The organism is Sphingobacterium sp. UBA5789 (assembly GCF_002418355.1).
In the GTDB taxonomy this organism is placed as follows: domain Bacteria; phylum Bacteroidota; class Bacteroidia; order Sphingobacteriales; family Sphingobacteriaceae; genus Sphingobacterium.
This window is the reverse complement of record NZ_DIDX01000007.1, coordinates 450-15,283: the sequence shown is the minus strand read 5'-3', so window position 1 is coordinate 15,283 and position 14,834 is coordinate 450. Positions and strand designations below refer to the sequence as shown.

Here is a 14,834-nt window from a genome sequence, read left to right as displayed (position 1 = left end):
GCAAGCATGTTGCTTGTGCCTCTACAGTTACCGGTGAGGACACCGACAAACGCGTTTTGTTGGTTCGTTTTATCTTATAGGCTTCAAACCTCTCTGCCCTGCGGGCATCTCTCCTGAGAAAGGAGAGAAGTAGTCCGGTCAAACTTGGCAAGTTTTATTGTAGAGATATGACAGCGTCATGAAGTATGGATATACTCTCTTCCATTTCTGTTGTAGTAAAATGCCCGAACCCTAATCGGGTGGCTGTAAGTGATGCATTTTGGTATAGTAAAGTGCGCGGGATAAAAAGATTGTTTCTGGCACAGGAACGGCTTAATTGCAGTAGATTGATCGGTTGTTTCCAGGTTGCCCATACCGCAAGTCCTCCTGAAGGTTTTCTGAAATCCAGATATTCATGCAGCCGTTCTTCCAGAAGAGAGGTGAAATAATCTCTGCGTTCCTGATATACTTTAAGTGATTTTTTGAGGTAGCGATGAATATCTCCTTCTTCTATCATTTCACCAAGTACCTGCTCCATCATTATATCCCCTTGCCGGTCAATAATGCCCAGATGTTTTCGCATTTCAGTCATCAGGTTTTGCGGAGCAACAATAAAACCTGTCCGGAATCCCGGTGCCAGAGATTTACCAAAAGAACCGATATAGACTACCATGCCATTTGTATCAGCACTCGCTAAGGGAAGTACCGGAGCTTTGTCGTAGTGAAAGTCATAGTCATAATCGTCTTCCAGTATAATAAATCCAAATTGAGAGGCTAAATGCAGCAATTGGATACGACGCTCTGCACTCAGGGTGACTGTCGTGGGGTAGTGGTGGTGCGGCGTGATATATAACATGCGCACCCGTTGTCGTTCACATATTTCCCTGACAGCATCCACATCTATACCTTCTTCGTCTATAGGGACAGACATAATATGTGCTCCGGATTTCTGAAAGATCATATTGACCGAAAAATAACTCATCTCGCCCACTAATACGATTTCTCCAGCAGATAACAGGATTTCAGAAGCAATGTACACACTCATTTCTGTGCTGCGTGTGATCAGGATATTATCTTTTGAAATATGCAGACCACGGGACAGATTGAGGTAATTGGATAAATTCTTTTTGAAGTATTCGCTTCCGTCATGGTTGTAATACCCTAATTTTTTACGGTTGCTCTTACGTTTCAGGTTAGCACTGTATAAACTGGAAAGATGATCTATCTGTGTAAGCCGTATATCGGGTATACCGTCATTAAAGACATATTCACAGGCTGAATGTTCGAACGGGTTATCCAGCAACATCGATTTCCGGAATGAATATCCTGTAGAAGAAGGATATACGGCAAGTTGGTTTTGTTGGGCAGACCGGATTTTCTGAGGTTTATCATCGGATTTAGTCAGTACAAATGTGCCTTGATTAGGGCGCATTTCTACCCAGCCTTGTGCATGTAATTCGTCGTAAGCAGCTACTATGGTGTTCCTGTGTATGTGTAGTAACGTCGCTAAAGTCCTTGTGCCGGGTAGTTTGGTTCCCGATGTCAGAAAACCTCTTTGTATAGCATTTATCAGCTGATTGCTGATCTGTAAGTATACAGAAGTCTCTAAATTTCGATCAATTTCAATAAAACTTTGGTATGGAACACTAACCGGACTAGCCATAATATAAAAACTGGTACATATTTAATGTCCGGCAAGATACTACATTTGACCCAAATTAAAGAGATCGATATGTACAATCTACTTCAACACATTGTGGATAATGATATGCTTCATGCTAAATGGCTGAATACGCTTTCCTTTATGGAAAATGCAGGAGCGCGAAAAATATCTGCCTGTGAACATACAACAGATGTAAATCTGATACAACTAAAACATGCCGCTGAAGAGCATCGGCATGCCTATTACCTCAAAAAACAAATTGCGAAGACCAATGTTGATACCTGTAATACATACAGGACTGATGAGCTTATTGCTTCAGCCTGTACACGTCATTATTTGCAGCAATTGGATATACATGCCTGTCGCTATCTTAAAAATACATTTGATTTAAGGGATAATGAACTCAAGTATGCGGCTTATTTGTTTGTAACCTATGCTATTGAAGTACGTGCAGATGACTTATATCCTATCTATCAACAGGTATTGGATGCATCGAAGAGTAAGGTCATGGTCAAATCTATTATTCTGGAAGAAGAGGGGCATCTGGAAGAGATGATCCATCAGCTCGAAGTCTTTGCGTCCGACTGGGAAGTACATGCAAAGAAGATACAGGATATGGAACAGCAATTATTCGAAGAATGGGTAACAGCGATAGCGCTGGAAGTAAAGCATGATAAATAATCTTTCGCAACTTCTGAACGATAAGCTGGAGTTAAGAGCAGATAAGGGTAATCTAAGGAGTTTAAAGATTCCAGAGCAGGGAATTGATTTTTTTTCCAATGATTATCTGGGTTTGGCTCGGAATCCTGCATTTCATAAACAACTGTCAGAAGAGATACATGCTGATCCGTCAATTCTCGGAGGCGCTACAGGATCCAGGCTGATCAGCGGTAATTCTGTTGAGAAAATGCGTGCAGAACAGGAAATTGCTGTATTTCACGGATATCCGGCAAGTCTGTTGTTTGCCTCCGGTTATATGGCCAATCTGGCGCTACTGTCTGCTTTACCTGGTCGGGGAGATACCATTATTATGGACGAACTGATTCATAGATCCGTGCATGACGGAGCGGCTTTATCTGCAGCCCAAAAATGGAAATTCAGACATAACGATCTGAATAGCCTGGAGGATAAGCTGCGGAGAGCCAGCGGTCAGGTTTACGTAGTGGTGGAGAGTTTATACTCCATGGATGGTGATTTTGCTTCTTTGAATGAGCTTGTTGTGTTGACCCGACGATACAATGCTGCGCTTATTGTAGACGAGGCACACGCATTTGGTGTCTTTGGATATGGTCTGGTACACCATTATGGTTTACAGAAGCACGTATTTGCAACGGTGATTACCTATGGAAAGGCTTTAGGAGCACATGGTGCAGCTGTATTAGGGGAGGAGTTGCTCAAATCTTACCTTGTCAATTTTGCATCTGCCTTTATCTATAGTACTGCATGTCCGGATCTGTTTGCTCGTCATATACGATTGGGGTATGCGTTTTTGAATGAACATTCTGAACTTTCAGCTCAATTGAAAAGACGTATAGCTTATTTCAGGCAGAAGAAGATTTCTTCCGCTTCAGATCCGCTGAGTCATGTTCAGGCTGTTATCATTCCGCAGCATGAAGTCTTGATCCATCTGCAGCAACAGCTCCAGAAGAACGGACTACAGGTCTATGCTATTTATAGTCCTACCGTAAGGGAAGGGCAGGAGCGTCTGCGTATCTGTCTGCATCAGTATAATACGGAAGAAGAGATAGATGCGCTGACCGCAGAAATTAATAGTGTACTATAAGATAATACTGAGCAATTTAAATAAAAGAGCATTTTCAGAATGAAGCAACAGATTTTTATTAGTGGAATCGGAACGGGTATAGGTAAGACTATTTGCTCAGCTGTATTGGTTAGATTATGGGATGCCGATTATTGGAAACCTATACAGTCCGGTGACCTCCATCATTCAGACAGCATGCTGGTGCGTGAACTGACTGGCCGCAATACTGTTATTCACCCCGAGCGTTTTAAGCTAAAATTAGCTGCTTCTCCTCATGAATCTGCTGTTGCTGAAAATTTACAGATAACATTAAAAGATTTCAAACTTCCGGTTACTCCCCGGTCATTGGTGGTAGAAGGTGCAGGCGGGTTGTTTGTTCCGGTCAATGAGGAAGCGTTTATTATTGATCTGATTTCAAAATTATCCATTCCGGCTGCACTTGTTATCAGGGATTACCTCGGTTGTATCAATCACAGTTTGCTTTCTATCGCAGCGCTCCGGCAGCATGATATTCCACTTCGTTATCTTATACTCAACGGGTCATTCAATCCACATAGCGAAAGGATTATCCGTAAAGCAGTAGATTCATCAACAGCCATTTTGCGTATACCGGACCTCCAGTCTTTAAATTCTCAGGAGCTGGACAGCGTGTGTCGGGATCTGGTTGAACAGATCAAATACAATAGATATACCGTACCACCGAAATATTAAAAAATACAAATTTATTAGAAGAATTATGAATACAGCAATCAGAACCAACTGGACGAAAGAAGAGATTCAGGAAATTTACGATCAGCCGTTGCTGGAATTGGTCTATCGTGCAGCTACTGTGCACAGAGAATGGCACCGTGCATCAGAAGTGCAGGTATGTACCTTATTATCTGTCAAAACCGGAGGCTGTCCTGAAGATTGTTCCTATTGCGGTCAGGCTGCCCGATACCATACAGATATCAAGGTACAAGCTTTGTTGCCGACGGAGACCGTTATTGCTCATGCACAGAAAGCCAAAGATTCAGGTTCTACCCGCTTTTGTATGGCTGCTGCGTGGAGAGAAGTTCGAGATAACCGTGATTTTGACCGGGTTATCGATATGGTAAAGGGTGTAAATGACTTGGGGCTTGAGGTCTGTTGTACACTGGGTATGTTGACTGAAGAGCAGGCTGTCCGGTTAAGGGACGCAGGTTTGCATGCTTACAATCATAATCTGGATACTTCAGAGCAGTATTATGAGGAGATTATCTCGACACGTAAGTTTGATAACCGTATCAATACAATCAACCATGTGCGTAAAGCAGGTATTACTGTTTGTTCGGGGGGGATTATAGGCCTTGGAGAAACCCATAAAGATCGTATTTCTATGTTACTGACATTGGCTACTATGCCAAAGCATCCTGAATCTGTTCCAGTCAATGCATTGGCAAGGGTTAAAGGAACACCATTAGAACATAATCCTAAAGTTGATATATGGGATATGGTACGTATGATTGCTACAGCCCGTATTGTAATGCCGGCATCCGTTGTGCGCCTTAGCGCAGGACGTATCGAGATGACAGAGACGGAGCAAGCATGGTGTTTTATGGCGGGTGCCAATTCTATTTTTACAGGAGAACGCGAAACCTTGCTTGTAACGCCCAATCCGGGAGTATCCGAGGATATGCAGATGTTCCGGAATCTGGGACTGAAACCTATGGAAAACAAAAAAAGCGAAAGCTCATGTCAGGTACATTAAAAGAGCGTGACAGAAAGGTTAACTGGCATCCGTATACGCAGATGAAAGGTGTAGAAGACGCTATACCCATTGTCCGTGGAAACGGAGCATATCTTTACGACGATAAAGGCAATCGTTATATTGATGCTGTTTCTTCCTGGTGGGTGACGTTGCACGGGCATGCTCATCCTTATATTGCTGAGTGTGTTGCTGAGCAGTTACTTACACTAGAGCAAGTGATATTTGCCGGATTTACGCATGAACCAGCGATCAGACTTTCTGAAAATCTGCTCAGGCTACTTCCGTCCACTCAGCAGAAAGTGTTTTATACGGATAATGGCTCTACTGCAATAGAAGTTGCACTCAAAATGTGTATACAGTATCACTACAATCAAGATCGGAAAAGATCTAAGATACTGGCTTTTAAGAATTCGTATCATGGAGATACATTTGGAGCTATGTCTGTTAGCGGAAGGGGAGTATGGACAGCTCCCTTTGCAGATATGCTCTTTGAGGTTATCTTTATTGATGTTCCCACTCAAGCAAATATAAACGTACTGTTTGGCATTATAGATCAGTATACAGACGAGCTGGCTTGTTTTGTCTATGAACCGCTTGTGCAGGGAGCCGCAGGAATGTTAATGCATCGGCCGGAGGATTTGAGTATGCTGATGGATTATTGCCGTAGCAAAGGTATATTGCTGATACAGGATGAAATATTTGTAGGTTTTGGTCGTACAGGGCGTCTGTTTGCGGCGGATTATCTGTCTGCATATCCCGATGTCATGTGTTTCTCTAAAGGGCTGACCGGAGGGACTATGCCTTTAGGTGTGACGACCTGTTCAGATGCGATATATGAAGCATTTTATTCTGATGATAAGAAAAAGGCTCTTTTTCATGGTCATTCTTTTACAGCCAGTCCTCTGGCCTGTACTGCGGCTTTAGCAAGTATGGAACTTCTGTTGCAAGCGCATACGCTGGAGAATATTCAACGGATAGTATTGCAGCATGAACGCTTTGCTATGGAATTAAAATCCCACCCTCGGGTGGCAGTTGTCAGACAGCAGGGAACTATTCTGGCGTTAGAATGGAGAACAGGAGAAGAAACTTCCTATTTCAGCGATATGCACGAAAAACTATATCCTTATTTTCTAAATAAAGGGATTCTGCTTCGTCCTTTGGGGAATATTATTTATCTGGTTCCTCCATATTGCATAACAGATGAAGATCTGGCTTATATCTATGAAACGATATTGGAGGCCTTAGACTCTTTATAAGAGATAAGTATTTATGAAAGTGTGGCTGTGATATTCAGGAAAATATGAGACGTTTTTTTTTGAATATCGCTTCTAATATTTGTTTGGATATCAACTTTATTGGTCTATCTTAAGAATAATGCCGAAATTTGATGTTGAAAACATTCAAGTATGGATATTCTTATTATTGAAGATGATCTCAGAGTAGCACAGCTGATTGAGCGTGCTGTCCAGGAACAGGGATTTCAGACGATGATTGCTTATGATGGAATGTCTGGCAGGAAATTAGCCTTGCAGCATGATTTTAGCCTTATTATTACGGATATTGTATTGCCAAAGATGGATGGATTGGACGTGTGTAAAGAGGTGCGTCAGTTGAAACCGGATCTTCCTGTTATTATGCTGACAGCATTGGGTACCACTGATAATAAAGTTGAAGGATTTGATGCCGGAGCAGATGATTATCTGGTCAAGCCTTTTGAAATGAGGGAGTTGATCGCTCGTTTACGTGCTTTGTTGAAACGTAAGGATCAGTCTGCCAGTGTAGCATCTTTCGTGCTGAGATATCATGATCTTGAAATGAATCTCAATACAAAAATGGTAAAGAGGGATGGTCTGGAAATCGAACTTACACCCAAAGAATTTAACTTGCTTCAGTATTTTTTAAGTCATCCTGAAAAAGTGCTCTCCCGGTCAGATATAGCTGAACATGTATGGGAAACGCATTTTGATACAGGTACCAATTTTATAGATGTATATATTAATTACCTCCGTAAGAAAATAGATAGGGATTTCGATCATAAACTGATTCATACTAAACCCGGAATGGGATTTATCTTAAGAAAGGCCTGATGGGAGCAAGAGCAAGATTAACCCTGTTATTTACGTTTATCACGGCTGCAATATTACTGATTTTTGGGGCTGTCTTGTATTTTTCTGCTAAACAAAACCGTCAAAAAGAATTTTATGATCTGTTAAAAAAAGAAGCTGTTACAAAGGCTAATTTATTTTTTGAAGCAGGAGTAGATGTTAAAGTTTTACAAAATATTTATCATAATAACCGTAAGATAATCAATGAGGTAGAGGTGGCTATCTATACACGTGATTTCCATCTTTTATATCATGATGCGGTAGATATAGATGTCGTGAAAGAAGACCTTTCAATGATTGACCGGATTTATCATAAAGGTGAAGAACAATTTTATCTTAATGACTGGCAGGTAATAGGTATAAGACATACATACAAAGGACAAACTTATATAATTACGGCTGCAGCCTATGACCAGTATGGTTATAATAAACTGGCTAATATGCTATGGGTTAGTATTGTTGTTTTTGTAGTCTCTATCCTTTTTATTTATGGAGCAGGTCGGTTCTTTTCACGGAGAGCATTTGCTCCTGTACAAGAAATGACAGAAAGGGCTCGTCAAATATCTACAACCAGTCTGCATATGAGATTAGATATAGGGCATTCCAAAGATGAACTAACACAACTGGCGGAGACATTTAATGATCTGTTGAACAGACTTGAAAATTCATTTGATGCGCAAAAACAGTTTGTATCAAATGTTGCTCATGAACTTCGTACCCCACTTGCTGCGATAACTGCTGAACTAGAGTTGTCTACCTCCCGTGAAAGAAGTGTAGCTGAATATCGGGAAGTGATTCGTAATACTTTGAACGATGCCAAAAAACTAGGTCGACTGGCTACCAGCCTTCTGGATTTTGCAAAAGCTACTTATGATCCTGTAGAAATATCTTTTAAACCCGTACGTGTGGATGAAATTTTGCTGGATGCACAGTTGCAGGTACAAAAGGCAAATAAGAATTATAGACTATCTATTCACTTTGAACAGGAGTTTGAAAGTGATAAACAAATATCTGTTAAAGGCAATAGTTACCTGCTGACGGTCGCATTTGCGAATTTGTTTGAAAACGGCTGTAAGTTTTCAGATGATAAACAGTGCCGGCTGATTGTTTCCTTTACAAAAGCCATCATGACATTACGTTTTTCTGATCAGGGTATTGGTATCCAGGAAGAAGAGCTGCAACATATTTTTACCCCATTTTTTAGAGGGCAGAATAAAATGTTTGCTGATGGTAACGGAATAGGACTCCCGCTTACCAAAAAGATTATTTCACTTCACAAAGGAGATATTACCGTCATTTCTTCTCCTCATGCCGGAACAACATTTACGGTTACATTGCCTGTACTGAATTAATTTAACTGCAAAACTTATTCCCTCTCCTTTTTAAGGAGAGGGTTAGGGAGAGGTTTCGAACTTGTAATATCTACCTCTCTGCCCTTCGGGCATCTCTCCTTTGGAAAGAGAGAAAAGTTATAACAAACAGTTGGAGGGGACGCTAACTGACGCAAACCAGATAATCTTAAAAACTTATTACCTCTCCTTTTTAAGGAGCGAAGAATATGTGTTAAAAAATGTCTGGTTTACTTAGATACTCCTTCTTTTTGCAAATAGCAATTGTCCGTTTTTTGTCCGCTTAAATACATTATAGAATCATTTTCATTTGCAGAAATTAGGTAATGATTTTAGTCTAAAATTACCTGATATCAAGAAATACTATAATGAATAAAACACTCTTGTGTCTTATGAAGAGACAATTACTTTTTTCACTGTTCCTTATTATCACCCGCCTGAGTTTTGGCCAATGTCCGCAAATGGACCAGCCACAAAATAAGCAGGTCTGTAATGGAACGACCACTGCTCCGGTTAATTTTACCAGCAGTACGGCTAATGTGGTATACAGTTGGACAAATTCCAATCCGGCAATAGGCCTTGCCGCTAGTGGAAGAGGTAATATCCCCGCTTTTAACGCGGTAAACACCGGAACAGGACTGCTAACGGCGAATATAACAGTTACACCAAAGTTGGAAACCGTTCAAACTTTTAGTTATACCGGGGCGGTGCAAACATTTGTGGTGCCAGCGGGGGTAACCAATATTAAAATAGACGCAAGAGGTGCGCAAGGCGCAAGTGCCATCTATAACCAGCCAGGTACGAAGCCTGATGATTTGGGAGGCAAAGGTGGAAGAGTTACAGCTGACTATCCGGTTACACCTGGCCAAACAATTTACGTAATGGTTGGTGGTAGCAACGGTTATAATGGTGGTGGAAGCGGTGGTGACAGTATTGCACAACCTAATGGTGGCGGTGCTTCAGATATTCGTATAGGAGGAACGGCATTAACAAATAGAATTATCGTTGCTGGCGGTGGTGGTGGTGCTGGTAATAATTGTAGCAATACTGCCGAACCTGGCGGAGCTGGTGGCGAACTAACGGGTGGAACAGGGAATCAATGCGGGAGCCTAACAGGTATATCGGTAGGACAAGGGGGGAATCAAACACAAGGCGGTGCACCAGGAACTGGCCAAAGTACTCAAGTAGGCAACGTTGCTGCAACTGCAGGTCAACTTGGACTTGGTGGTAATGCAGGAATCTTATTCGGTACTGCTGCCGGCGGTGGTGGGGGCGGTTACTATGGCGGGGGTGGTGCAGCTTATGGTAGTGGCGGTGGTGGCAGTAGTTATACCAATCCGCAGGCTATTTTGGTACAACATACACAAGGTTTTCAGGATGGCGATGGTCAAATCATCATTACTTATGATATGTCTTGTGCCAGTCCGGCAACCCAAGCCTTTACTTATACCGTTAGCCCAACGCCAGTTGTTGTACCACCGGCAGACCAAAGCGTATATGCCGGCACCAATACTGCAGCTGTAAATTTCAGCAGTCCTACTACCGGAGGGTATGTAAGCTACGATTGGACCAATAATACCCCAGCTATAGGCCTTGCATCCAATGGAACAGGGAACATCCCCGCCTTTACAACAGTAAATGCCACTAATGAACCGATAACGGCAACGCTTACCGTTACGCCAAAATTAACAGAAGGTATACTCGATATTGACCAATCGATAGCAAGTAATTGTACTGCAAGTATTTCACAATCCAACCTGGCCCAATCTTTTAAGCCTGTAACCAATTCGCTTATGGGAGCGAGTATTTTTTTGAATGCAACTGGAGATAATGGAAGTATAACCATTTCCTTATGGGATAAATTGCCTAATGCCGGTGGCGTGCAGCTGGCCACCGGTACGGCAGCTTCTTCTCCAAGTTCTTGGGTTAATGTTTTTTGGTCTCCGGTTTCTGTTACTCCCGGCAACACTTATTACCTGGTGTTTACAGGTACGAATAACCTCAACTGTATTGCAGGTTCCACTTCCAATCCCTATCCTGATGGACAAGTATATGCCAATGCTGGCTATCAGTCGTTTCCAAGTTATGATTATGCTTTCCGAACCTATAGTCCGGGTGCAACAAGTTGCGCAGGTACTTCTCAACAGTTTCAGATTACTGTTAAAGTGCTCAAACCAGATGCAAATGGCATACTCTATGTCAAAAAAGGAAGTAACGGCCTTGGCGGTAGCTGGGCAAATGCCGTCTCAGAACTGGCCGATGCATTGGTGATGGCCAAAACCTTAAATGCGGTTACGCCTGGTAAGGTAAAGCAGATCTGGGTAGCTGGTGGGAAATACCTACCCTTATACAGCCCTGAAGACGGGGCAAACTTTGGTACGGATAAAACCCGGGATAATACCTTTCTATTGGTGAAAGATGTACAACTATATGGTGGCTTTGCAGGTATCGAAACTACATTACAGCAAAGAGATCTGTCCATTGCAGCTAATCAGAGTATTTTAAGTGGTGATTTTAATAATGACGATGTGGTTACAGGCGCAGGAGCAACGCTCAGTTTTTCAGGCAATGGCGAAAACACATATCATGTATTGCTTTCCGCAGGTGATGTAGGTACCGCCGAGCTAAATGGTTTTGTAGTGAGAGGCGGCAGTGGTAGTAGTGGCATTTTGACAGTAAACACTTTAAACATATTCAAAACCCAAGGTGGAGGCATGAACATTACCGCATCAAGCCCTACAATTACCAATTGTGTTTTTGAAAACAACCATGTGCAAACTGGTTTGGGAGGGGCTATCTATATAAACACGCCTAATGGAGCCATCATAGCGGCACCAACCATTTCTAAAAGCAAGTTCTTAAATAATAAAAGCGCTAACATTGCAGGTCAGGGCTGGGGCGATGAAGGTGCAGGAGCGATGTATAACGTCAATTCAAATCCAATAATTACCGATTGTAGTTTTGTGGGAAATTTGGTAACAGGTGGCAGGTTTGGTGGTGCCATTGTTAATGTTTCTTCGGAAGTACAATTTACCGATGTCACCATTAGTAATAATTCTTCAAAAGGCGTATTTGGCGGAGGCGGCGGTTTAGCCATTTTTGGTAATAAAACAACCACATTAAATAATGTCATCTTTACAGGAAACAGTACTGATGTAAACGGAGGTGCTATATTTAACGGCTCAGGAGCAGTTGCTGTCCTCAATAATGTATTGTTCAGCGGTAACTTGGCTAATTATGGTGCCGCCATTTATAACAACAACTCGTCGCCAGTTTTAACCAATGTTACCATTAGTGGAAATCAGGCCAATGTGAATGGCGCAATTTATAATACAAACACTTCGTTGCCACAACTGCAAAACACGGTGGTCTTTGGTAATAACTCAGGCGTTGTAAACAGCTCGGGGGCTGATGTGCCAGTTTACCGAAATAGCTTAGTACATGGTGCCAATGGTGCAGGGCTAATTACGTTTAACGGAACTGCTGCAGACCTATTTGTAGCTCCGCTCTCACCTGCTTTATCTATTGGTGGAGATTACAGGCCTAAAATAGGAAGCGCTTTGGCCAATGCAGGCGACCAAACATTATTTGTGGGTTTAAATGCCAATACCAAAGATTTAGATGGTAATGCTCGCTTAATGGGTAGTAATATCGACTTAGGTGCTTATGAACTGCAAACCCAGCCACAAACCATTACAGCCGCTAATGTTTCAAAAACCTATGGCGATGCTGATTTTGAACCCGGAGCCACAGCAAGTTCTGGTTTAGCGGTAAGCTATGTCTCGGCAGATAACAGCATTGCCGAAGCTTTTCAGGATGCAGCAGATGCCAACAAGTGGAAACTGAATATCAAAAAAGCAGGTACGGTAAATATTACCGCAAGTCAGGCAGGTAATGGTGCTTTTAGCCCTGCTCCAGATGCAATATTCGGCTTAACCATTAGCCAAAAACCGGTTACGGTTAGTTTCAAGCCTGGTGCCGTGTTTACCAAAGTGTACGATGCGGGTACGGCTGGAACGGTGCAGGCTATAGACCTGATGCTGGCCAATGGCGATGTGGTCAATAGCGATGATGTACAATTAAGCCTAAGCTCGGCTACAGTTCAATACGATACCAAAGATGTTGGAACGGCAAAAACGATTACTCTCCCAATAGGAAATCTAATCTTAACAGGAGCACAAGCAGGGAATTATAAAGTAGCAAATATTAGCGATCTCTCAAATGTCACTGCTGCCATTACGCCAAAAGCACTAACAGTTACCGCCAACAATTTCAGTAAAGTGTACGATGGTGCTGCTTATTATGGTGGTAATGGAATAAGCTTCAGTACTTTTGCTCTGGGCGAAGACCAAACAGTACTTGCAGGTAAACTGGCTTACACGGGTACCGGACAGGGAGCTGTCAATACAGGTAATTATACCATTGTACCTGGTGGATTGACCTCTGCTAATTATGCACTTAATTTCGTAAGCGGACAATTAACCATCTCACTAAATAGTGTAAATACATTAACATTCAATGCTCAAACAGCAGGCAGTATCTTAAATAAAACTTATGGAGATGCTGATCTGAATGCTTCAGCCAATGCCAGTAGCGGTTTGCCTGCCAGCTACCAAAGCAGCAATACTGCTGTAGCTACGGTGAGTGCTACCGGTCAGGTGAGTATTTTGGGTACGGGAACGGCAATCATTACAGCAAATCAGGAGGGTGATAACAATTATGGTGTGGCAACACCTGTCAGTTTTACCTTACAGGTAGCAAAGAAAAGGCTTTCAGTGACGGCAAACGATTTCAGTAAAACCTATGATGGCGTTGCTTATGTTGGTGGAAACGGAGTTAGTTTTAATGGTTTTGTAAATGGCGATTCACCGGCAGCATTAGGGGGCAACTTAGCCTACGGCGGTACTGCTCAGGCTGCAGTTAATACAGGTACTTATTCGATTGCGCCGGGTGGACTGTCTTCTGGAAATTACGATTTCGACTATAAAAATGGTACGCTGAGCATTGTACAGTCCGGGGCAAATGTTATTACGTTCAACAGTCAGGCACCAGGCGCTAATTTGCAATTAACCTATGGCAGTGCAGCCGTTAATGCTTCGGCAATTTCTTCTTCGGGGCTAATCGTCAGCTATGTGAGCAGTAATCCGGCAGTTGCTGCTGTAAATGCCTCGGGGCAAGTACAAATTTTGTCAGCTGGTGCAGCAACCATTACAGCCAGCCAACCGGGTGATGTGAACCACGCTGCGGCAACCCCCGTAAGTTTTAATATAAATGTTGCACAAAAGGCATTAACCATTACTGCCAACAATTTTAATAAAGTGTACGATGCGCAAAGTTATTCGACTGGTAATGGCGTAAGCTATAATGGTTTTGTAAATGGAGAAAATGAACAAAACCTGCAGGGGGTATTAAGTTATTCCGGTACGGCAATTGGGGCCAAAAATGTGGGTAGCTATTTCATCACACCGGGAGGATATACTTCCGCAAATTACGCCATTACCTATCTGGATGGTAGTCTTACGATTACTAAAGCCAACTTAACGGTTGCCGCTGATGCGAAAACTAAGGTGTTTGGAACAGCAGATCCTGCTCTGACCTATAAAGTGACAGGTATGGTCAACAATGATGCAGCTACTGTAGTGACTGGAACATTGAAACGTGCTACCGGAGAGAATGTAGGAACGTATGCGATCAGCAATAATGATCTGACCGCTTCCAACTACACAATTACCTATACAGGAGCCAATCTTACCATTACGAAGGCAACTGTTACAGGTATCACGTTAAGCGATGCCAGCTTCACTTACGATGGCAGTTCTAAATCTATTCTTATAACAGGTACCCTTCCTTCAGGTACAACCGTGAGTTACACCGGTAATAATCAGACAGCTGCCGGCAGCTATCCGGTTACGGCTAATATAGACGGAGGTATCAATTATAATAACCTCTCTCTGCAGGCTACACTGAAGATCAATAAAGTCAAACAGGTGATTAGCTTCAAAGAAATCCCTGCGGTGTACCGCGATGCGGGTCAATTGACACTTGATATTACCAGCAACAGTCCGCTGCCGATCCTTATCTACAGTGACAATACCTTAGTTGCTGAAGTTACAGGTAATCAGGAGGTGACCGTGAGGGGAGTAGGTCTTGCCCTTATCCGTGCAGAGCAGGCAGGAGACGCGAACTATATCGCAGCTGATGCGGTTACCCGTGAACTTCGTGTTCGCAATGAAGATGGAGCTAAATT

9 protein-coding genes are annotated in these 14,834 nt (G+C 42.6%); 8 read left to right on the top strand and 1 reads right to left on the bottom strand.

The window, feature by feature from the left end:
- Positions 1-154 precede the first annotated feature (154 nt).
- Positions 155-1,642 (bottom strand): PLP-dependent aminotransferase family protein, encoded by a 1,488-nt coding sequence (locus B4B65_RS17440; protein WP_293917354.1) that lies wholly within the window; start codon positions 1,640-1,642, stop codon positions 155-157.
- 69 nt (positions 1,643-1,711) lie between these two features.
- Here B4B65_RS17440 and B4B65_RS17435 point away from each other — a divergent pair, with 69 nt between their 5' ends.
- The 8 genes from B4B65_RS17435 to B4B65_RS17400 all read left to right on the top strand — a co-directional run.
- On the top strand, positions 1,712-2,323 hold the full coding sequence (locus B4B65_RS17435) for a hypothetical protein (RefSeq protein ID WP_236582028.1): 612 nt from the start codon (positions 1,712-1,714) through the stop codon (positions 2,321-2,323).
- Positions 2,313-3,425: an aminotransferase class I/II-fold pyridoxal phosphate-dependent enzyme gene (locus B4B65_RS17430; RefSeq protein ID WP_293917350.1), complete on the top strand. Its 1,113-nt coding sequence runs from the start codon at positions 2,313-2,315 to the stop codon at positions 3,423-3,425. Before B4B65_RS17435 ends, B4B65_RS17430 begins: the two co-directional genes overlap by 11 nt.
- A gap of 39 nt (positions 3,426-3,464) precedes the next feature.
- Positions 3,465-4,115, top strand: a complete 651-nt coding sequence (gene bioD, locus B4B65_RS17425) for a dethiobiotin synthase (protein WP_293917348.1) — start codon at positions 3,465-3,467, stop codon at positions 4,113-4,115.
- Between the two features lie 25 nt (positions 4,116-4,140).
- Entirely contained in the window at positions 4,141-5,133 is a 993-nt protein-coding gene (gene bioB / locus B4B65_RS17420) for a biotin synthase BioB (protein WP_293917345.1), read from the top strand.
- Positions 5,118-6,389 carry an adenosylmethionine--8-amino-7-oxononanoate transaminase gene (gene bioA / locus B4B65_RS17415; RefSeq protein ID WP_293917342.1) on the top strand — a complete coding sequence of 424 codons (1,272 nt, stop codon included), beginning with the start codon at positions 5,118-5,120 and terminating at the stop codon, positions 6,387-6,389. Before bioB ends, bioA begins: the two co-directional genes overlap by 16 nt.
- A 150-nt stretch (positions 6,390-6,539) precedes the next feature.
- The gene (locus B4B65_RS17410) at positions 6,540-7,220 is read left to right on the top strand and encodes a response regulator transcription factor (RefSeq protein WP_293917340.1); all 681 of its coding nucleotides are present in this window, start codon (positions 6,540-6,542) and stop codon (positions 7,218-7,220) included.
- Positions 7,220-8,590: a sensor histidine kinase gene (locus B4B65_RS17405; RefSeq protein WP_293917337.1), complete on the top strand. Its 1,371-nt coding sequence runs from the start codon at positions 7,220-7,222 to the stop codon at positions 8,588-8,590. The genes B4B65_RS17410 and B4B65_RS17405 overlap by 1 nt, the downstream gene beginning before the upstream one ends.
- A 389-nt stretch (positions 8,591-8,979) precedes the next feature.
- The coding region (locus B4B65_RS17400) for an MBG domain-containing protein (RefSeq protein WP_293917335.1) at positions 8,980-14,834 on the top strand (5,855 nt) is incomplete at its 3' end.

Bases quoted from the DNA above. Each gene is read 5' to 3' on its own strand.
- bioD (WP_293917348.1), top strand. From the start codon at position 3,465: ATGAAGCAACAGATTTTTATTAGTGGAATCGGAACGGGTATAGGTAAG.
- B4B65_RS17435 (WP_236582028.1), top strand. From the start codon at position 1,712: ATGTACAATCTACTTCAACACATTGTGGATAATGATATGCTTCATGCT.
- B4B65_RS17410 (WP_293917340.1), top strand. From the start codon at position 6,540: ATGGATATTCTTATTATTGAAGATGATCTCAGAGTAGCACAGCTGATT.
- bioA (WP_293917342.1), top strand. From the start codon at position 5,118: ATGTCAGGTACATTAAAAGAGCGTGACAGAAAGGTTAACTGGCATCCG.
- B4B65_RS17405 (WP_293917337.1), top strand. From the start codon at position 7,220: ATGGGAGCAAGAGCAAGATTAACCCTGTTATTTACGTTTATCACGGCT.
- B4B65_RS17430 (WP_293917350.1), top strand. From the start codon at position 2,313: ATGATAAATAATCTTTCGCAACTTCTGAACGATAAGCTGGAGTTAAGA.
- bioB (WP_293917345.1), top strand. From the start codon at position 4,141: ATGAATACAGCAATCAGAACCAACTGGACGAAAGAAGAGATTCAGGAA.
- B4B65_RS17440 (WP_293917354.1), bottom strand. From the start codon at position 1,642: ATGGCTAGTCCGGTTAGTGTTCCATACCAAAGTTTTATTGAAATTGAT.